This is a genomic window from Phytobacter sp. MRY16-398 (assembly GCF_003925915.1).
GTDB lineage: Bacteria > Pseudomonadota > Gammaproteobacteria > Enterobacterales > Enterobacteriaceae > Phytobacter > Phytobacter diazotrophicus.
The window spans coordinates 5889637-5909301 of record NZ_AP018756.1; the positions used below are offsets into that span (position 1 = coordinate 5889637).

Genomic DNA, 19665 nt, shown 5'->3' on the forward strand with positions numbered 1-19665 from the left:
TTTGATGCTTGACTCCGGGCCTTAAAGAACGTTTTATACGACACGCGGCCTACCTCGAAGTGAGCAGGAGTTAAAAGTGATGTCTGTGTCGCTCTTGGGTCGAAATGTTGCTCGCAGGCTTCTGCTTATTCAGTTTCTGGCGGTAATAGCAAGCGGATTGCTGTTTAGCCTCAAAGACCCCTTCTGGGGCACTTCCGCCGTGTGCGGCGGTATGGCAGTCTTTCTGCCGAATATGTTGTTTATGATTTTTGCCTGGCGTCATCAGGCGCATACACCAGCCAGAGGCCGAGTGGCCTGGTCCTTCGCCTTCGGCGAAGTGTTCAAGGTGTTAGCAACATTCGTGTTGCTGGTGGTGGCGCTGGCAGTTTTAAAGGCGGTGTTTTTACCGCTGATAGTCACGTGGGTTTCGGTGCTGGTTGTTCAGATACTGGCACCCGCTGTAATTAACAACAAAGGGTAAGAGGCATCATGTCTGCAGGAGAAATCTCAACACCGCAGGAGTACATAGGCCACCATCTGAATAACCTTCAGATTGACCTTCGTACGCTTTCGCTGGTGGATCCGCATAACCCCCCGGCCACCTTCTGGACTCTCAACATTGACTCCATGTTTTTCTCGGTGGTTCTGGGTCTGTTGTTCCTGGTGATGTTCCGTAGCGTAGCCAAAAAGGCCACCAGCGGCGTCCCGGGGAAATTCCAGACCGCGATTGAGCTGGTTATTGGTTTTGTCCACGGTAGCGTGAAAGACATGTACCACGGCAAAAGCAAGCTTATCGCGCCACTGGCCCTGACGATTTTCGTCTGGGTATTCCTGATGAACCTGATGGATTTGCTGCCTATCGACCTGCTGCCGTACATTGCTGAGCATGTACTGGGTCTGCCTGCGCTGCGCGTGGTGCCGTCTGCGGACGTGAACATCACCCTGTCGATGGCGTTGGGCGTATTTATCCTGATTCTGTTCTACAGCATCAAAATGAAAGGCCTGGGTGGTTTTGCTAAAGAGCTGACACTCCAGCCGTTCAACCACCCGGTGTTTATCCCGGTCAACCTTATCCTGGAAGGTGTTAGCCTGCTGTCCAAACCGGTTTCTCTCGGTCTGCGACTGTTCGGCAACATGTATGCCGGTGAGTTGATTTTCATTCTGATTGCTGGTCTGTTGCCGTGGTGGTCACAGTGGATCCTGAATGTGCCATGGGCCATTTTCCACATCCTGATTATTACGCTGCAAGCCTTCATTTTCATGGTTCTGACGATCGTCTATCTGTCGATGGCGTCTGAAGAGCATTGATTTTTAACAACACTACTACGTTTTAACTGAAACAATCTGGAGACTGTCATGGAAAACCTGAATATGGATCTGCTGTACATGGCTGCCGCTATTATGATGGGTCTGGCGGCAATCGGTGCTGCGATCGGTATCGGCATCCTCGGGGGTAAATTCCTGGAAGGCGCAGCGCGTCAACCTGATCTGATTCCTCTTCTGCGTACTCAGTTCTTTATCGTTATGGGTCTGGTGGACGCAATCCCGATGATCGCTGTAGGTCTGGGTCTGTACGTGATGTTTGCTGTCGCGTAGTAAGGGTTGCTTTTTACAGCAAGTATTTAGAACGTTAACCAGATAAGAGGCATTGTGCTGTGAATCTAAACGCAACAATCCTCGGCCAGGCCATCGCGTTTGTCCTGTTCGTTCTGTTCTGCATGAAGTATGTATGGCCGCCATTAATGGCAGCCATTGAAAAACGTCAGAAAGAAATCGCTGACGGTTTGGCTTCTGCGGAACGAGCTAAGAAGGATTTGGACCTTGCACAGGCCAATGCGACCGACCAGCTGAAAAAAGCGAAAGCAGAAGCTCAGGTCATCATTGAGCAGGCGAACAAACGCCGCGCTCAGATCCTGGACGAAGCGAAAGCAGAAGCCGAGCAGGAACGTAACAAAATCGTGGCGCAGGCTCAGGCGGAAATTGACGCCGAGCGTAAACGTGCTCGCGAAGAGCTGCGTAAACAAGTGGCTCTGCTGGCTGTTGCCGGCGCCGAGAAGATCATCGAGCGTTCCGTGGATGAAGCTGCTAACAGCGACATCGTGAATAAACTGGTCGCTGAACTGTAAGGAGGGAGGGGCCGATGTCTGAATTTGTAACGGTAGCTCGCCCCTACGCCAAAGCAGCTTTTGACTTTGCTGTCGAACACCAGGGTGTTGATCGCTGGCAGGATATGCTGGCGTTCGCGGCCGAGGTGACGAAAAACGAACATATGGCAGAGCTTCTCTCCGGTGCTATTGCGCCGGAAACGCTTGCCGAGTCGTTTATCGCAGTCTGTGGGGAGCAACTTGACGACAACGGTCAGAACCTGATTCGGGTGATGGCTGAAAATGGTCGTCTTAAAGTGCTTCCTGATGTTCTTGAGCAGTTTGTTCAATTGCGTGCAGCCAGCGAGGCTATCGCAGAAGTCGAAGTGACCTCTGCGACCGCACTGAGTGAAGAACAGCTTTCGAAAATCAGCGCCGCGATGGAAAAACGTCTGTCACGCAAAGTTAAGCTGAATTGCAAAATCGATAAGTCTGTAATGGCAGGTGTTATCATCCGTGCGGGTGATATGGTCATTGATGGTAGCGTACGCGGCCGTCTTGAACGCCTCGCAGACGTCTTGCAGTCTTAAGGGGACTGGAGCATGCAACTGAATTCCACCGAAATCAGCGAACTGATCAAGCAGCGCATTGCTCAGTTCAGTGTTGTGAGTGAAGCTCACAACGAAGGTACTATTGTTTCTGTAAGTGACGGTGTTATCCGCATTCACGGCCTGGCCGATTGTATGCAGGGTGAGATGATTTCCCTGCCGGGTAACCGTTACGCTATCGCACTGAACCTGGAGCGCGACTCCGTGGGTGCAGTTGTGATGGGTCCGTATGCTGACCTCGCCGAAGGCATGAAGGTTAAATGTACGGGTCGTATCCTGGAAGTTCCGGTTGGTCGTGGTCTGCTGGGCCGCGTTGTGAACACTCTGGGTGCACCGATTGATGGTAAAGGTCCGCTGGAGCACGACGGCTTCTCCGCTGTTGAAGCTATCGCACCGGGCGTTATCGAACGTCAATCCGTCGATCAGCCGGTACAGACTGGTTATAAATCCGTTGACGCCATGATCCCAATCGGTCGTGGTCAGCGTGAATTGATCATCGGTGACCGTCAGACCGGTAAAACCGCTCTGGCCATCGACGCCATCATCAACCAGCGTGATTCCGGCATCAAGTGCGTCTACGTGGCCATCGGCCAGAAAGCGTCCACCATTTCTAACGTGGTACGTAAACTGGAAGAACACGGCGCGCTGGCTAACACCATCGTTGTGGTTGCAACCGCATCTGAATCTGCCGCACTGCAATACCTGGCTCCGTATGCAGGCTGCGCAATGGGTGAATACTTCCGTGACCGCGGTGAAGATGCGCTGATCATTTATGATGACCTGTCTAAACAGGCCGTTGCTTACCGTCAGATTTCCCTGCTGCTCCGTCGTCCGCCAGGACGTGAAGCATTCCCGGGCGACGTATTCTACCTCCACTCTCGTCTGCTGGAGCGTGCTGCGCGTGTTAACGCCGAATACGTTGAAGCCTTCACCAAAGGTGAAGTGACTGGGAAAACCGGCTCTCTGACCGCTCTGCCGATTATCGAAACGCAGGCGGGTGACGTTTCCGCGTTCGTTCCGACCAACGTAATTTCGATTACCGATGGTCAGATCTTCCTGGAAACCAACCTGTTTAACGCCGGTATTCGTCCTGCGGTTAACCCGGGTATCTCCGTATCCCGTGTTGGTGGTGCAGCGCAAACCAAGATCATGAAGAAACTGTCCGGTGGTATCCGTACCGCGCTGGCGCAGTATCGTGAACTGGCAGCGTTCTCCCAGTTTGCATCTGACCTTGACGATGCAACCCGTAAACAGCTTGACCACGGTCAGAAAGTGACCGAGCTGCTGAAACAGAAACAGTATGCGCCGATGTCCGTTGCGCAGCAGTCTCTGGTTCTGTTCGCAGCAGAACGTGGTTATCTGGCGGATGTAGAGCTGGCGAAAATCGGTAGCTTCGAAGCCGCTCTGCTGGCTTACGTTGACCGTGACCACGCTCCGTTGATGCAAGAGATCAACCAGTCCGGTGGCTATAACGACGAAATCGAAGGCAAGCTGAAAGGCATCCTCGATTCCTTCAAAGCAACCCAGTCCTGGTAACGTCTGGTGGCCTGCCTTAGGGCAGGCCGCAAGGCATTGAGGAGAAGCTCATGGCCGGCGCAAAAGAGATACGTAGTAAGATCGCAAGCGTCCAGAACACGCAAAAGATCACTAAAGCGATGGAAATGGTCGCCGCTTCCAAAATGCGTAAATCGCAGGATCGCATGGCGGCCAGCCGTCCTTATGCAGATACCATGCGCAAAGTGATTGGTCACCTTGCGAACGGTAATCTGGAATATAAGCACCCTTACCTGGAAGAACGCGACGTTAAGCGCGTGGGCTACCTGGTGGTGTCGACCGACCGTGGTCTGTGTGGCGGCTTGAACATTAACCTGTTCAAGAAAGTACTGGCGGATATGAAAGCATGGTCCGATAAAGGCGTTCAGAGCGACCTCGCGATGATCGGCTCGAAAGGCGTGTCTTTCTTTAATTCCGTTGGTGGCAACGTTGTCGCCCAGGTGACCGGTATGGGTGATAACCCATCTCTGTCCGAACTGATCGGCTCGGTTAAAGTGATGTTGCAGGCATACGACGAAGGTCGTCTGGACAAGCTTTATATTGTCAGCAACAAATTTATCAACACCATGTCTCAGGTTCCAACCATCACTCAACTGCTGCCATTACCGGCAGAAGAAGATGAAGAGTTGAAGCGTAAATCCTGGGATTATCTGTATGAACCTGATCCGAAGGCGCTGCTGGATACTCTCCTGCGTCGTTATGTGGAATCTCAGGTTTATCAGGGTGTTGTTGAAAACCTGGCCAGCGAGCAGGCCGCACGTATGGTGGCGATGAAAGCCGCGACCGATAATGGCGGCAGCCTGATTAAAGAGCTGCAGTTGGTTTACAACAAAGCTCGTCAGGCCAGCATTACTCAGGAACTCACCGAGATCGTCTCGGGGGCCGCCGCGGTTTAACCAGGTTTACGAATTTCGTAGAGGATTCAAGATGGCTACTGGAAAAATTATCCAGGTAATCGGCGCCGTGGTGGACGTCGAGTTCCCTCAGGATGCCGTACCACGAGTGTACGATGCACTTGAGGTAAAGAATGGTGAAGAGCGTCTGGTGCTGGAAGTTCAGCAGCAGCTCGGCGGTGGCGTTGTACGTACCATCGCAATGGGTTCTTCTGATGGTCTGCGTCGTGGTCTGGAAGTAACAGACCTGGCTCACCCGATCGAAGTCCCGGTAGGTAAAGCAACACTGGGTCGTATCATGAACGTACTGGGCGAACCAGTAGACATGAAAGGCGACATCGGTGAAGAAGAGCGTTGGGCGATCCACCGCGCAGCACCTTCCTACGAAGAGTTGTCAAACTCTCAGGAACTGCTGGAAACCGGTATCAAAGTAATCGACCTGATGTGTCCGTTCGCTAAGGGCGGTAAAGTAGGTCTGTTCGGTGGTGCGGGTGTAGGTAAAACCGTAAACATGATGGAGCTGATCCGTAACATCGCGATCGAGCACTCCGGTTACTCCGTATTTGCGGGCGTAGGTGAACGTACTCGTGAGGGTAACGACTTCTACCACGAAATGACCGACTCCAACGTTATCGACAAAGTATCCCTGGTGTATGGCCAGATGAACGAGCCGCCGGGAAACCGTCTGCGCGTTGCGCTGACCGGTCTGACCATGGCAGAGAAATTCCGTGACGAAGGTCGTGACGTACTGTTGTTCGTCGACAACATCTATCGTTACACCCTGGCCGGTACAGAAGTATCTGCACTGTTGGGTCGTATGCCTTCAGCGGTAGGTTATCAGCCGACTCTGGCGGAAGAGATGGGTGTTCTGCAAGAACGTATCACCTCCACCAAAACCGGTTCTATCACCTCCGTACAGGCGGTATACGTACCTGCGGATGACTTGACTGACCCGTCACCAGCCACCACCTTTGCTCACTTAGATGCAACCGTGGTACTGAGCCGTCAGATCGCGTCTCTGGGTATTTACCCGGCCGTTGACCCGCTGGACTCCACCAGCCGTCAGCTGGATCCTCTGGTTGTTGGTCAGGAGCACTACGACACTGCGCGTGGCGTACAGTCTATCCTGCAGCGTTACCAGGAACTGAAAGACATCATCGCCATCCTGGGTATGGATGAGCTGTCAGAAGAAGACAAACTGGTGGTAGCACGTGCGCGTAAGATCCAGCGCTTCCTGTCCCAGCCGTTCTTCGTGGCAGAAGTATTTACCGGTTCTCCGGGCAAATACGTCTCCCTGAAAGACACCATCCGTGGCTTTAAAGGCATCATGGAAGGCGAATACGATCACCTGCCGGAGCAGGCGTTCTACATGGTCGGTTCCATTGACGAAGCCGTGGAAAAAGCCAAAAAACTTTAACGCCTTAATCGGAGGGTGATATGGCAATGACTTACCACCTGGACGTCGTCAGTGCAGAGCAACAAATGTTCTCTGGTCTGGTCGAGAAAATCCAGGTAACGGGTAGCGAAGGTGAGCTGGGGATTTACCCTGGTCACGCGCCGCTGCTCACCGCCATTAAGCCTGGTATGATCCGCATCGTGAAACAGCACGGTCATGAAGAGTTTATCTATCTGTCCGGCGGCATTCTTGAAGTGCAGCCTGGCAACGTGACCGTACTGGCTGATACCGCTATTCGTGGCCAGGATCTCGACGAAGCACGAGCGCTGGAATCGAAACGTAAAGCCGAAGAGCACATTAAGAGCTCGCACGGCGACGTGGATTACGCTCAGGCGTCTGCCGAACTGGCGAAAGCTATTGCGAAACTGCGCGTTATCGAGTTGACCAAAAAAGCGATGTAACACCGGCTTAAAGTCAAAAAGCCAGTCTGATTATCAGGCTGGCTTTTTTTATGGGCAAATTCTGTACTTTTATTGGATACATGAATGTTTTGCTCAGGACTTTATTCATGGCTAAAAAAAATAGCAAAAACATTGTCCTGCTCACGATACCCATGCAGGAAGCACCATTTTTGAATATAAAGTACCATGTAAAAGCCAAAAAAATGCCCTAAATTACGATCTGGTAAGGCAGGTTGTGCATTTTACTTTCTTGCCATTTTGCGTTGAAAAAAATGTAGAATTTTCAAGGTGAAACAGTAAAACTTCCACTCAAATTAAAGTCAGGACGCGTATGTTGAACACGAAAATGAGTGTGGTGATCCTTGCCGCTGGCAAAGGCACACGCATGTATTCCGATCTTCCGAAAGTGCTGCATACCCTTGCAGGGAAAGCGATGGTTCAGCATGTCATTGATGTGGCGAATAATCTAGGCGCCGATCATGTACACCTTGTCTATGGGCACGGCGGCGATCTGTTAAAACAAACGCTGCCTGACGAAAAACTTAACTGGGTGTTACAGGCTGAACAACTGGGCACCGGGCATGCAATGCAGCAGGCTGCGCCATTCTTCGCCGACGACGAAGATATCCTGATGCTGTATGGCGATGTGCCGCTGATATCGATCGATACCCTTACCCGTCTGCGTGAAGCGAAGCCGCAGGGTGGCATTGGTCTGCTCACCGTGAAGCTGGATGATCCAAGTGGATACGGCCGTATCACGCGTGAGAACGGTAAAGTAACCGGCATTGTTGAACATAAAGATGCGACTGAGCAGCAGCGCCAGATTCAGGAAATCAACACCGGTATTTTGATAGCTAACGGCGGCGATATGAAACGCTGGCTGAGTCAGCTCACCAATAATAATGCGCAGGGTGAATATTACATCACCGATATTATTGCTCTTGCTTATCAGGAAGGCCATGAAATCGCAGCCGTCCATCCGCAGCGCCTGAGCGAAGTGGAAGGCGTGAACAACCGCCTCCAGCTCTCCCGCCTCGAACGTGTATATCAAACTGAACAGGCTGAAAAATTACTTCTCTCAGGCGTGATGCTGCGCGACCCGGCCCGCTTCGATCTGCGTGGAACGCTGACGCATGGGCGGGATGTTGAGATTGATGCTAACGTGATTATTGAAGGTGACGTCAAACTCGGCAACCGCGTGAAAATTGGCGCAGGCTGTGTCATCAAAAATAGCGTCATTGGCGATGACTGTGAAATCAGTCCTTATAGCGTGCTGGAAGATGCCACGCTTGAAGCCGCCTGTACGATTGGCCCGTTTGCCCGCCTGCGTCCGGGGGCTGAGTTGCAGGAAGGCGCGCACGTAGGCAACTTCGTTGAGATGAAAAAAGCGCGTCTGGGCAAAGGCTCGAAAGCGGGTCATCTGACTTACCTTGGCGACGCGGAAATTGGCGACAACGTCAATATCGGCGCGGGAACCATAACCTGCAACTACGATGGCGCCAATAAACACAAGACCATTATTGGTGATGATGTGTTTGTTGGATCCGATACCCAACTGGTGGCGCCGGTGAGCGTGGGTAAAGGGGCAACCATTGCGGCAGGTACGACGGTTACCCGCAATGTCGCCGATAACGAACTGGTCTTAACCCGTGTGCCGCAGGTCCATAAAAAAGGCTGGCAGCGCCCGGTGAAGAAAAAGTAATTTTCATGCCGGAGTAATCCGGCAACCAGGGATGAGGGGATAACATAATCCCCCGCCCGACAAGCAGTACTATAAAAATAACCCCACTCTCTACAAGGCTCGGGGCGCCCGTAAAGGGCAAACAGGTCAGCGACAACGCATGGCACAATGCCATAATCAGGAAATCTAACTATGTGTGGAATTGTTGGCGCAGTTGCGCAGCGTGATATTGCTGAAATCCTTCTGGAAGGCTTACGTCGTCTGGAATACCGTGGTTATGACTCTGCCGGTCTGGCAGTGGTTGATGCAGAAGGTCATATGACCCGTCTGCGTCGTCTCGGTAAAGTACAGATGCTGGCTCAGGCTGCGGAAGAGCATCCGTTACACGGTGGTACCGGTATTGCTCACACCCGTTGGGCGACCCACGGGGAACCTTCAGAAGGCAACGCACACCCGCATGTGTCTGAACACATCGTCGTAGTACACAACGGCATTATCGAAAACCACGAACCGCTGCGCGAAGAACTGAAAGCGCGTGGCTACACTTTTGTGTCTGAGACCGATACAGAAGTGATTGCTCACTTAGTGCACTGGGAGCTGGCGAAAGGCGGTACGCTGCGTGATGCTGTGCTGCGTACTATCCCGCAACTGCGTGGCGCGTACGGCACGGTTATCATGGATTCCCGCGATCCGAGTACACTGCTGGCAGCTCGTTCTGGTAGCCCGATGGTTATCGGTCTGGGCATGGGTGAAAACTTTATCGCGTCCGATCAACTGGCTCTGTTGCCGGTAACCCGTCGCTTTATCTTCCTTGAAGAGGGGGATATCGCTGAGGTAACGCGTCGCAGCGTGACGGTATTTGATAAAACGGGCGAGCTGGTTAAGCGCCAGGAGATTGAATCCAATCTGCAATATGACGCAGGCGACAAAGGCGCTTACCGTCACTATATGCAGAAAGAGATCTATGAGCAGCCGAATGCGATTAAAAACACCCTGACCGGGCGTATCAGCCACGGTGAAGTGGATTTAAGCGAGCTGGGCTCCCATGCGAATGATTTGCTGAGCAAGGTTGAGCATATTCAGATCATTGCCTGCGGTACCTCATACAACTCCGGCATGGTTTCTCGTTACTGGTTTGAATCGCTGGCCGGTGTACCCTGTGATGTGGAAATCGCCTCCGAATTCCGTTACCGCAAATCTGCCGTGCGTCGCAATAGTCTGATGATTACACTCTCTCAGTCTGGCGAAACGGCAGATACCCTGGCGGGGCTGCGTTTGTCTAAAGAGCTGGGCTATCTGGGCTCGCTGGCTATCTGTAACGTTCCTGGCTCCTCGCTGGTACGTGAATCCGATCTGGCCATCATGACGAATGCGGGTACGGAAATTGGCGTGGCGTCCACCAAAGCCTTCACGACTCAGCTAACGGTACTGTTGATGCTGGTGGCGAAACTGAGCCGTCTGAAAGGGTTGGATGCCTCAATCGAACATAGCATTGTTCATGGCCTGCAGACGCTGCCGAGCCGCATTGAACAGATGCTGTCTCAGGATAAACGTATCGCGCAACTGGCCGAGGACTTCTCTGACAAGCATCACGCGTTGTTCCTGGGGCGTGGCGATCAATACCCGATTGCCCTGGAAGGCGCGCTTAAGCTCAAAGAGATTTCTTATATCCATGCTGAGGCCTATGCCGCCGGTGAACTGAAACACGGCCCACTGGCCCTGATTGACGATGATATGCCGGTTATCGTTATTGCGCCGAACAATGAACTGTTGGAAAAATTGAAATCCAACATTGAAGAGGTTCGCGCGCGCGGCGGTGTACTGTATGTCTTTGCCGACCAGGATGCGGGGTTTGTAGGCAGCGACACTATGCATATCATTGATATGCCGCACGTTGATGAAGTTATCGCTCCTATCTTCTACACTGTTCCGTTGCAATTGCTGGCCTATCACGTGGCGCTGATTAAAGGCACCGACGTGGATCAGCCGCGTAATCTGGCAAAATCAGTCACTGTGGAATAAAGGCGTAACCACGTCATAACGCATAAAAGAGGTTGCCTGGTGGCAGCCTCTTTTTTTTCAGGATGATGATGAATCTGTTGAAACGCATTATCGGGCTTAAAGTTTTGGCGCTCATCGACTACTGCGACAAGGTAGACATGGGAATATCGGGCCGTAAACTGGCGCAATTAAAAGCGCTGGCGGAGGCTTTTCAGGAAATGCCGAAGGCTTACTACATCCGTGGGACGACATATTTCGCCAGCATATTGGTGTTGTTTTATACGTTGCTGTTGAGCTTTGCCGGTCTTGCCATTGCGTTCAGAACCGTTACCGGCGGTTGGGGCGTTATTGCAGGTCTTGTTATCTTCATTCTGCTTGTGGTGGCGTTATCAGGAGCAGAGAAAGGAAGAACATTATCCCTGAGATTATTTTTAGCCGTCTGGTCGGCGTTATGTGTTTGTAATCTATTGGTGGCAGGATGGCTGTTGTTCGCCTCTTTCTCATGGCTAAGTGTCGGGTGTTGGGCCGGGAGTTTGCTTCTCTTATGGCTGACGCGGCAGGTCATGAACGGGCCAGAACTGACGAAACTAGTACAGTGGCGTGCGTCACTCAGAATAGCCCAGTATCGACGTCAGGCATTGACGCAACCCAGGCGAAAATGAATTGATCTAAGGCTACTTTTTGTCGCTTTTTGCTGGGACATCTGGTTGGCATCTACTACTTTTTTAGTGTCATAAAACTAAAATCTTGCTGACATCTCACTGTCATTAATAACGTTATCTTGCTGATAAATCATACAAGATAGGGTTAATCTATGTGAAAGCCGTCATTGTCATCAAACAGTAACAATCATTGCATATAACTGTCATCAAAGTGTCCTATTTTGCTCGTCGTAGCCACTTAAACAACGATTTACGATCCTTGCAGGAGACATTATGAACGTTATGCGTACCACTGTCGCAACTGTTGTCGCCGCGACCTTTTCACTGAGTGCATTTGCAGTTAACGCCGCTGCAAGCCTGACAGGTGCGGGTGCAACTTTCCCAGCGCCGGTGTATGCCAAATGGGCCGATACTTACCAGAAAGAAACGGGTAATAAGGTTAACTACCAGGGTATCGGTTCTTCTGGTGGCGTAAAACAGATCACTGCAAACACCGTTGACTTCGGCGCTTCTGATGCTCCGCTGGCTGACGACAAACTGGCTCAGGAAGGCCTGTTCCAGTTCCCGACCGTAATCGGTGGTGTTGTCCTGGCTGTTAACCTGGAAGGTTTCAAATCTGGCGAGCTGGTGCTGGATGGCAAAACGCTGGGCGATATCTACCTGGGCAAAATCAAAAAATGGGATGATGCGGCAATTGCTAAGCTGAACCCGGGCAAAAAACTGCCTTCTCAGAATATCGCTGTCGTACGTCGCGCTGATGGTTCTGGTACATCTTTCGTATTTACCAGCTACCTGGCGAAAGTTAACGAAGAGTGGAAATCGTCTGTAGGCGCTGGCTCTACTGTTAACTGGCCGACCGGTCTGGGCGGTAAAGGTAACGACGGTATTGCTGCATTCGTACAGCGTCTGCCGGGCTCCATTGGTTATGTTGAATATGCTTACGCTAAGCAGAATAACCTGACCTACACCAAGCTGCTGTCTGCTGATGGCAAACCGGTTAGCCCGACCGAAGCAAACTTCTCCAATGCGACGAAAAACATCGACTGGAGCAAATCCTTCGCGCAGGACCTGACCAACCAGAAAGGTGCCGATGTATGGCCGATTACGTCCACCACCTTCATCCTGGTTCACAAAGAGCAGAAAAATCCTGAGCAGGGCGCAGAAGTGCTGAAATTCTTCGACTGGGCATACAAAAACGGTGGCAAACAGGCTAATGACCTGGACTACGCTACCCTGCCTGAGAGCGTTGTTGCACAGATTCGCGCTGCATGGAAAACCAACGTGAAAGACAGCAGCGGTAAAGCGCTGTACTAATACCCGCCATACTTCGAGCCGTAGCAGTGTTGGTGTTGGCTGCAACTCGAATTACTTAGGGTATGGCATTACGTTAGCCAGGAAGCACGATAAAATGCGCGCTTCCTGGCCCAAACTTAAAGAGTGATTTATGGCTGCAACCAAGCCGGCTTTTAGCCCCCCGGGCAAAAAAGGTGACATGATTTTCAGCGCGCTGGTAAAACTGGCTGCGCTGATTGTGCTATTGCTGCTCGGCGGCATTATCGTGTCTCTGATTTTCTCCTCCTGGCCGAGTATCCAGAAATTTGGTTTTTCCTTCTTATGGAACAAAGAGTGGGATGCGCCGAATGAGACCTTTGGTGCTCTGGTTCCGATTTACGGCACGCTGGTAACGTCTTTTATCGCGCTACTGATCGCTGTCCCGGTAAGTTTTGGTATCGCCCTCTTCCTGACGGAGCTGGCGCCTGGCTGGCTGAAACGTCCTCTTGGGATCGCGATTGAACTGCTGGCGGCGATTCCCAGTATCGTTTACGGCATGTGGGGTCTGTTTATTTTCGCCCCGCTGTTTGCCAAATATTTCCAGGAACCGGTCGGCAACGTTATGTCCGCTATCCCGTTTGTTGGCGCCCTCTTCTCTGGCCCGGCATTTGGTATTGGTATCCTGGCCGCGGGGGTTATCCTCGCCATTATGATCATTCCGTACATTGCCGCCGTTATGCGCGATGTATTCGAGCAAACCCCGGTGATGATGAAAGAGTCGGCCTACGGCATCGGCTGCACCACCTGGGAAGTTATCTGGCGTATTGTTCTGCCGTTCACCAAAAATGGTGTTATCGGCGGCATTATGTTGGGGTTGGGTCGTGCGCTGGGCGAAACCATGGCGGTGACCTTTATCATCGGTAACACCTACCAGCTCGACAGCGCATCACTCTATATGCCGGGTAACAGTATTACCTCCGCGCTGGCGAACGAATTCGCCGAAGCGGAATCCGGTCTGCATGTTGCAGCCTTGATGGAGCTGGGTCTGATCCTCTTCGTCATTACCTTTATTGTGCTGGCGATTTCTAAGTTCATGATCATGCGTCTGGCGAAAAATGAGGGGGCCCGCTAATGGCTACGCTTGAAATGCAAACCACCGCAGAGCTGGCTGAATCCCGTCGCAAGATGCAGGCGAAGCGCCGTACCAAAAACCGTATCGCCCTGACGCTCTCGATGGCGACCATGGCGTTTGGTCTGTTCTGGCTGGTCTGGATCCTCCTGTCGACCATTAGTCGTGGTTTTGATGGGATGTCACTGGCGCTCTTTACCGAAATGACGCCGCCGCCGAACACGGCGGGTGGTGGGCTGGCGAATGCGCTGGCGGGGAGTGCGCTGCTCATCTTCTGGGCGACCGCTGTCGGTACGCCGCTGGGTATCATGGCCGGGATCTACCTGGCTGAGTACGGGCGTAAATCGATTCTGGCCGAAATTATCCGTTTTATTAACGATATTCTGCTTTCCGCACCGTCTATTGTTGTTGGCCTGTTCGTTTACACCATTGTGGTGGCGCAGATGCAACACTTCTCTGGCTGGGCTGGCGTGATTGCGCTGGCGCTGCTGCAGGTGCCCATCGTGATTCGTACCACAGAGAACATGCTGAAACTGGTGCCGGATAGCCTGCGTGAAGCGGCATACGCGCTGGGGACGCCGAAGTGGAAGATGATTTCCGCTATTACCGTGAAAGCTTCTGTCTCCGGGATCATGACCGGCGTGCTGCTGGCGGTTGCGCGTATCGCGGGTGAAACCGCACCGCTGCTGTTTACCGCGTTGTCGAACCAGTTCTGGAGCACGGACATGATGAGGCCGATTGCAAACTTGCCGGTCACCATCTTTAAGTTTGCGATGAGCCCGTTTGCTGAATGGCAGCAACTGGCCTGGGCCGGTGTTCTGATTATTACGCTGTGTGTGCTGCTACTGAACATTCTGGCGCGTGTCATTTTCGCGGCGAAGAAACACTAATTTTTGCGGCGCGGTGAAACGCGGTGCCGAGTGAGGAAATAGATAAATGAGTATGGTTGATACAACGCCGGGCAAAATTCAGGTTCGCGATTTGAACTTCTATTACGGCAAATTCCATGCCCTGAAAAACATCAGCCTGGACATTGCTAAAAACCAGGTAACGGCGTTTATCGGGCCGTCAGGCTGCGGTAAGTCCACGCTGCTGCGTACATTCAATAAAATGTTTGAACTGTACCCGGAGCAACGCGCAGAAGGCGAAATCCTGCTGGATGGGGATAACATTCTCACCAATACCCAGGATATCGCCCTGCTGCGCGCAAAAGTTGGGATGGTTTTCCAGAAGCCAACGCCGTTCCCGATGTCGATTTACGACAACATCGCCTTCGGTGTGCGTCTGTTTGAAAAGCTGTCTCGTGCCGATATGGACGAACGTGTGCAGTGGGCCTTGACCAAGGCCGCATTATGGAATGAAACCAAGGATAAATTGCACCAGAGCGGGTACTCTCTTTCCGGTGGTCAGCAGCAGCGTCTGTGTATCGCCCGTGGGATTGCGATCCGTCCGGAAGTCTTACTGCTGGACGAACCTTGCTCGGCGCTAGACCCCATTTCGACTGGTCGTATCGAAGAATTGATCACCGAGTTGAAGCAGGATTACACCGTCGTCATCGTGACCCACAACATGCAGCAGGCTGCGCGTTGTTCCGATCACACGGCGTTTATGTATCTCGGCGAATTGATTGAGTTCAGCAACACGGATGATCTGTTCACCAAGCCGAAGAAAAAGCAAACCGAAGATTATATTACTGGCCGCTACGGTTGATTTGCCATACTGCTTTCAGGCTCTAACTGTGTTGGCTGCCTTTGTTCACCCCGGTCGTGCCATATGATGCGCCCCGGGGATTCGCTCAGTTGCCGCCTTGTTATAGCCCAAAAATAGTTGGGCATCAGGAGACACCATGGACAACCTCAATCTTAACAAACATATTTCCGGCCAGTTTAACGCCGAGCTGGAAAGTATCCGCACTCAGGTGATGACCATGGGTGGGATGGTAGAGCAACAACTTTCTGACGCGATCACTGCGATGCATAACCAGGACAGCGAGCTGGCTCAGCGCGTTGTTGAGGGTGATAAGCAGGTGAACATGATGGAAGTCGCTATCGACGAAGCCTGTGTGCGTATTATTGCCAAGCGCCAGCCGACCGCCAGCGACCTGCGTCTGGTGATGGCGATTATCAAAACGATCGCTGAGCTGGAACGTATTGGCGATGTTGCCGATAAAATCTGCCGCACAGCGCTGGAGAAATTCTCCTCGCAGCACCAGCCGCTGCTGGTAAGCCTGGAATCTCTGGGCCGCCATACCGTGCAGATGCTGCACGACGTACTGGATGCTTTCGCACGTATGGATATTGACGAAGCGGTACGTATCTACCGTGAAGACAAGAAAGTGGATCAGGAATATGAAGGTATCGTACGCCAACTGATGACCTACATGATGGAAGATCCGCGCACCATTCCAAGCGTGTTAACCGCGCTATTCTGCGCCCGTTCAATTGAGCGTATCGGCGACCGTTGCCAGAATATTTGCGAATACATTTTCTATTTTGTTAAAGGCCAGGATTTCCGTCATGTTGGCGGTGATGAACTGGATAAACTGCTCGCCGGAAAAGACCCGAAAGAGTGATTTCCGCGCTCAGCAAATAAAAACGCCAGCGACATATCTGCTGGCGTTTTTTTGCTGATTTGCAGGAGAGTGTCAGATGCAAAGCACTGTTTATTTATAACCCCCACAGGCCTTCCCATTTCTTTCTCCTGAAAACCCACCGTTCTGATTCTGGAATAAATTAACGACGTTTCTGTATCAGGCCGGTACCGGAATCTGGCCCATAAAAATGTACCGCTGCTGAAATGGTGAACTAAAAACCCGTGGTAAATCACAGTTTATTATTTTGCGCATTGCCGGTGGGTTAAAAATCGCTATGTTGTGGGCTGAAACTGGATTGCTACCGCTTTGCGGGCTAAACCTGACATCTCCCTTCTGGAGGTGCCAGGTTTTTTGTTTTTAGGGCTGAGTAAAAAACAGCCAACCGCAAAGATGTGTCCAGTACAGGATTGTTACTGCTTTCGACAGGCAAAACCTGAACTTACACCCGATTCATCTCGGGTGGGTTCAGGTTTTTTTTATCCAAAAAATGGTTGGATGGAAACCATGAAAAAAACAATACCCTTAATTCTGGCATCATCATTTTTATACTCAGTTACCCCTGCGATGGCCGCAACCGGAAATATGACCATCGAACAGCGCCTTGCGGCGCTGGAGAAAGATCTCAGCGAAACAAAAAAGGAATTACAGCGCTACAAGGATGAAGAGAAGAATAAGCAGGCGGTTTACTTTGCACAGACCGCTTCTGCGCCTGCGCCCGCATCTGCGACGGCAAGTACAGCGAAAACGACACCGGCCCCTGCTGCTGTGCTGGTTCAGACAGCGCCAGCGCCGGGTGCTCACCCGTCTAAAACTGAAGATGTTTCATCCATGTCGATGAAAGATCTCAGTAAGTTCGTCAAAGACGAAATTGGCTTTAGTTACAACGGTTATTTCCGCTCGGGATGGGCGACCACCACGAACGGATCGCCCAAATCCTGGGCTATCGGCTCGTTGGGGCGTTTTGGCAACGAATACACCAGTTGGTTTGATTTGCAGTTCTCCCAGCGTGTCTATAACGAAAATGGTAAGAGCGCGAAAGCGGTCGTCATGCTCGATGGTAACGTTGGGCAGTCCTATTCTGCTGGCTGGTTTGGCGACAACAGCACCAATGAAAACTACCTGCAGTTCTCTGATATCTACCTGACCACCACCGGTTTCCTGCCGTTCGCCCCGGAAGCGGATATGTGGGTTGGTAAGCACCAGCTTCCCAAATATGAAGTACAGATGCTCGACTGGAAAACGCAGCGTACTGATGCCTCCGGCGGCGTTGGGATTGAAAACATGAAGCTTGGCAGCGGTAAGCTTGATATCGCGCTGCTGCGTGAAGATATTGATCAATACGACCGCTCACTAAGCCACTCACAGAAACTCAACACCAACACCGTTGATGTCCGCTATAAAGCCATTCCGTTGTGGGATAAAGCAGAACTGATGGTCAATGGTCGTTACGCGATGGCGAACTCGACGGATACGCAGAAAGAGAACGTGAACGACAACGGGTATTACAAATGGAAAGACACCTGGATGTTTGGCACGGCGTTAACGCAGAAATTTAAAAACGGCGGTTATAACGAATTTAGCTTCCTGATGGCCAATAACTCACTGGCAAGCAGCTTTGCCCGTTACAGCGGTTCCAGCCCGTACATCGCGTTCAATGGTCGTTACTATGGCGATCACACCAACGGTACGGCGATTCGTCTGGTCTCGCAGGGCGAAACCTATTTGCGTGACGATGTGATCGTGGCCAACGCGCTGGTCTATTCACGAGGCGAAGATGTCTATAGCTATGAGACTGGCGCTCACAGTGACTTCACCAGCTATCGTGCGGTGGTACGTCCGGCGTATATCTGGGACAAATACAACCAGACGGGCGTAGAACTGGCGTATTTCAACCAGCAGAACAAAAATCAATACGGCGCGAAGTTCAAAGAGGCAGGGTATAAAACCACGCTTTACCATACGCTTAAGGTCAACACCAGTATGCTGACATCCCGCCCGGAAATTCGTTTTTATGGTACCTACATCCATGCGCTGGATAACGAACTGGATAATTTCAGCTTCGCTGATGAGAAAAATAACCAGTTTGCCGCAGGGGTTCAGGCTGAGGTCTGGTGGTAATGCCCGCTTAATAACTCTGCATGAACGACAAAAAAATACGAGGGATTTGATATGAAAAGAAACATCGCCTGTCTGACACTCGCCATCACCGCACTGCTTGGCAGCGCGGCTATTCCCGCCATTGCGGCCCCTTTTCCGGCAACCCCGGATTTGTCGGTGCCGGTCAGCCAGTATGTGACCCAGGTGAATGCCGATAAAAGCATTACCTTTCGCCTGTTTGCGCCAGCAGCAAAACGAGTGTCGGTGGTTACCGGTTCCACCCCGGACAGCTTTGTCTCCCATGATATGAGCAAAGATGAGAGCGGCGTCTGGTCCTGGAAAAGCGAATCTCTGGCGCCGAATCTGTACGAATATTACTTTGATGTGGATGGTTTCCGTTCGGTAGACACGGGAAGCCGTTTTCAGAAACCGCAGCGTCAGGTTAACACCAGCCTGATCCTGGTTCCGGGAAGTATTCTCGACGATCGCGCCGTACCACATGGCGATCTCTTGACGGTAACTTATCACTCGAAAGCGTTGAGCTCAGAGCGTCGCGTCTATATCTGGACACCGCCTGGCTATAACGGCAAAGGCGAGCCGCTGCCGGTCCTCTATTTCTATCATGGTTTTGGTGATACCGGTCTTTCGGCTATCGATCAGGGGCGCCTGCCGCAGATCATGGACAACCTGCTGGCCGAAGGGAAAATCAAACCAATGCTGGTGGTCGTGCCGGATACGGAAACCGACATCGCGCAGGCGATTGCGGAAAACTATCCGCCGAAAGAGCGTCGCAAAACTTTCTATCCGCTGAATGCTAAAGCGGCCGATCGCGAACTGATGCATGACATCATCCCGATGGTCGATGCGCGGTTTAACGTGCGCAAAGATGCAAGCGGGCGCGCGCTGGCCGGGTTATCGCAGGGCGGTTATCAGGCGCTGGTCTCAGGGATGAACCATCTTGATAGCTTTGGCTGGCTGGCAACCTTGAGTGGCGTAACGACCACAACCGTTCCGGATGCGGGTGTTACCGCTCAGCTTAACAAGCCTCAGGAGATCAACAAGCAACTGCATAACTTCACGGTGGTGGTCGGTGAAAAAGATTCCGTCACGGGCAAAGACATTGCCGGTCTGAAAAGCGATCTTGAGAAGCAAGGCATTAAATTCGACTACAAGATGTACCCGGGTCTGAACCACGAAATGGATGTCTGGCGTCCGGCGTATGCCGAGTTTGTGCAGAAACTGTTTAAGTAATGCA

General features: G+C 51.9%; 18 protein-coding genes and 1 pseudogene. All 19 read left to right on the forward strand.

Features of this window, described 5'->3' with window-relative positions:
• The first annotated feature begins 79 nt into the window (after window positions 1-79).
• The 19 genes and pseudogenes from atpI to MRY16398_RS28865 all read left to right on the forward strand — a co-directional run bounded on the left by atpI (window position 80) and on the right by MRY16398_RS28865 (window position 19661).
• Entirely contained in the window at window positions 80-460 is a 381-nt protein-coding gene (gene atpI, locus MRY16398_RS28775; RefSeq protein ID WP_039080001.1) for a F0F1 ATP synthase subunit I, read from the forward strand.
• Window positions 461-468: 8 nt separating this feature from the next.
• On the forward strand, window positions 469-1287 hold the full coding sequence (gene atpB, locus MRY16398_RS28780; RefSeq protein ID WP_039080002.1) for a F0F1 ATP synthase subunit A: 819 nt from the start codon (window positions 469-471) through the stop codon (window positions 1285-1287).
• Between the two features lie 48 nt (window positions 1288-1335).
• Window positions 1336-1575, forward strand: a complete 240-nt coding sequence (atpE, locus tag MRY16398_RS28785; RefSeq protein WP_004393045.1) for a F0F1 ATP synthase subunit C — start codon at window positions 1336-1338, stop codon at window positions 1573-1575.
• 59 nt (window positions 1576-1634) lie between these two features.
• Window positions 1635-2105 carry a F0F1 ATP synthase subunit B gene (atpF, locus tag MRY16398_RS28790; RefSeq protein WP_007369369.1) on the forward strand — a complete coding sequence of 157 codons (471 nt, stop codon included), beginning with the start codon at window positions 1635-1637 and terminating at the stop codon, window positions 2103-2105.
• A 14-nt stretch (window positions 2106-2119) separates the two neighbouring features.
• The gene (atpH, locus tag MRY16398_RS28795; RefSeq protein ID WP_039080003.1) at window positions 2120-2653 is read left to right on the forward strand and encodes a F0F1 ATP synthase subunit delta; all 534 of its coding nucleotides are present in this window, start codon (window positions 2120-2122) and stop codon (window positions 2651-2653) included.
• 12 nt (window positions 2654-2665) lie between these two features.
• Complete coding sequence (gene atpA / locus MRY16398_RS28800) at window positions 2666-4207, forward strand: F0F1 ATP synthase subunit alpha (RefSeq protein WP_039080004.1); 1542 nt, start codon at window positions 2666-2668, stop codon at window positions 4205-4207.
• 50 nt (window positions 4208-4257) lie between these two features.
• Window positions 4258-5121 carry a F0F1 ATP synthase subunit gamma gene (atpG, locus tag MRY16398_RS28805; RefSeq protein ID WP_039080005.1) on the forward strand — a complete coding sequence of 288 codons (864 nt, stop codon included), beginning with the start codon at window positions 4258-4260 and terminating at the stop codon, window positions 5119-5121.
• Window positions 5122-5152: 31 nt separating this feature from the next.
• On the forward strand, window positions 5153-6535 hold the full coding sequence (atpD, locus tag MRY16398_RS28810) for a F0F1 ATP synthase subunit beta (protein ID WP_039080006.1): 1383 nt from the start codon (window positions 5153-5155) through the stop codon (window positions 6533-6535).
• A gap of 20 nt (window positions 6536-6555) precedes the next feature.
• Window positions 6556-6975, forward strand: a complete 420-nt coding sequence (locus tag MRY16398_RS28815) for a F0F1 ATP synthase subunit epsilon (RefSeq protein ID WP_039080007.1) — start codon at window positions 6556-6558, stop codon at window positions 6973-6975.
• A 331-nt stretch (window positions 6976-7306) separates the two neighbouring features.
• A complete protein-coding gene (gene glmU / locus MRY16398_RS28820) occupies window positions 7307-8677 on the forward strand; it encodes a bifunctional UDP-N-acetylglucosamine diphosphorylase/glucosamine-1-phosphate N-acetyltransferase GlmU (protein ID WP_108702266.1) in 1371 nt (456 codons plus the stop codon).
• Window positions 8678-8848: 171 nt separating this feature from the next.
• The gene (glmS, locus tag MRY16398_RS28825; RefSeq protein ID WP_039080009.1) at window positions 8849-10678 is read left to right on the forward strand and encodes a glutamine--fructose-6-phosphate transaminase (isomerizing); all 1830 of its coding nucleotides are present in this window, start codon (window positions 8849-8851) and stop codon (window positions 10676-10678) included.
• A 68-nt stretch (window positions 10679-10746) separates the two neighbouring features.
• Complete coding sequence (locus tag MRY16398_RS28830) at window positions 10747-11319, forward strand: hypothetical protein (RefSeq protein WP_108702267.1); 573 nt, start codon at window positions 10747-10749, stop codon at window positions 11317-11319.
• Between the two features lie 273 nt (window positions 11320-11592).
• Window positions 11593-12633, forward strand: a complete 1041-nt coding sequence (gene pstS / locus MRY16398_RS28835) for a phosphate ABC transporter substrate-binding protein PstS (RefSeq protein WP_039080011.1) — start codon at window positions 11593-11595, stop codon at window positions 12631-12633.
• Window positions 12634-12763: 130 nt separating this feature from the next.
• Window positions 12764-13723, forward strand: a complete 960-nt coding sequence (gene pstC / locus MRY16398_RS28840; RefSeq protein WP_039080012.1) for a phosphate ABC transporter permease PstC — start codon at window positions 12764-12766, stop codon at window positions 13721-13723.
• The gene (pstA, locus tag MRY16398_RS28845; protein WP_039080013.1) at window positions 13723-14610 is read left to right on the forward strand and encodes a phosphate ABC transporter permease PstA; all 888 of its coding nucleotides are present in this window, start codon (window positions 13723-13725) and stop codon (window positions 14608-14610) included. Before pstC ends, pstA begins: the two co-directional genes overlap by 1 nt.
• Before the next feature lie 46 nt (window positions 14611-14656).
• Window positions 14657-15430 carry a phosphate ABC transporter ATP-binding protein PstB gene (pstB, locus tag MRY16398_RS28850; RefSeq protein WP_039080014.1) on the forward strand — a complete coding sequence of 258 codons (774 nt, stop codon included), beginning with the start codon at window positions 14657-14659 and terminating at the stop codon, window positions 15428-15430.
• A gap of 136 nt (window positions 15431-15566) precedes the next feature.
• Window positions 15567-16292 carry a phosphate signaling complex protein PhoU gene (gene phoU / locus MRY16398_RS28855; protein ID WP_039080015.1) on the forward strand — a complete coding sequence of 242 codons (726 nt, stop codon included), beginning with the start codon at window positions 15567-15569 and terminating at the stop codon, window positions 16290-16292.
• Between the two features lie 606 nt (window positions 16293-16898).
• Window positions 16899-18431 (forward strand): annotated as a pseudogene (locus MRY16398_RS28860) (carbohydrate porin); the annotation flags it as partial.
• 51 nt (window positions 18432-18482) lie between these two features.
• Window positions 18483-19661 (forward strand): esterase, encoded by a 1179-nt coding sequence (locus MRY16398_RS28865; RefSeq protein ID WP_039080017.1) that lies wholly within the window; start codon window positions 18483-18485, stop codon window positions 19659-19661.
• Window positions 19662-19665: the final 4 nt, after the last annotated feature.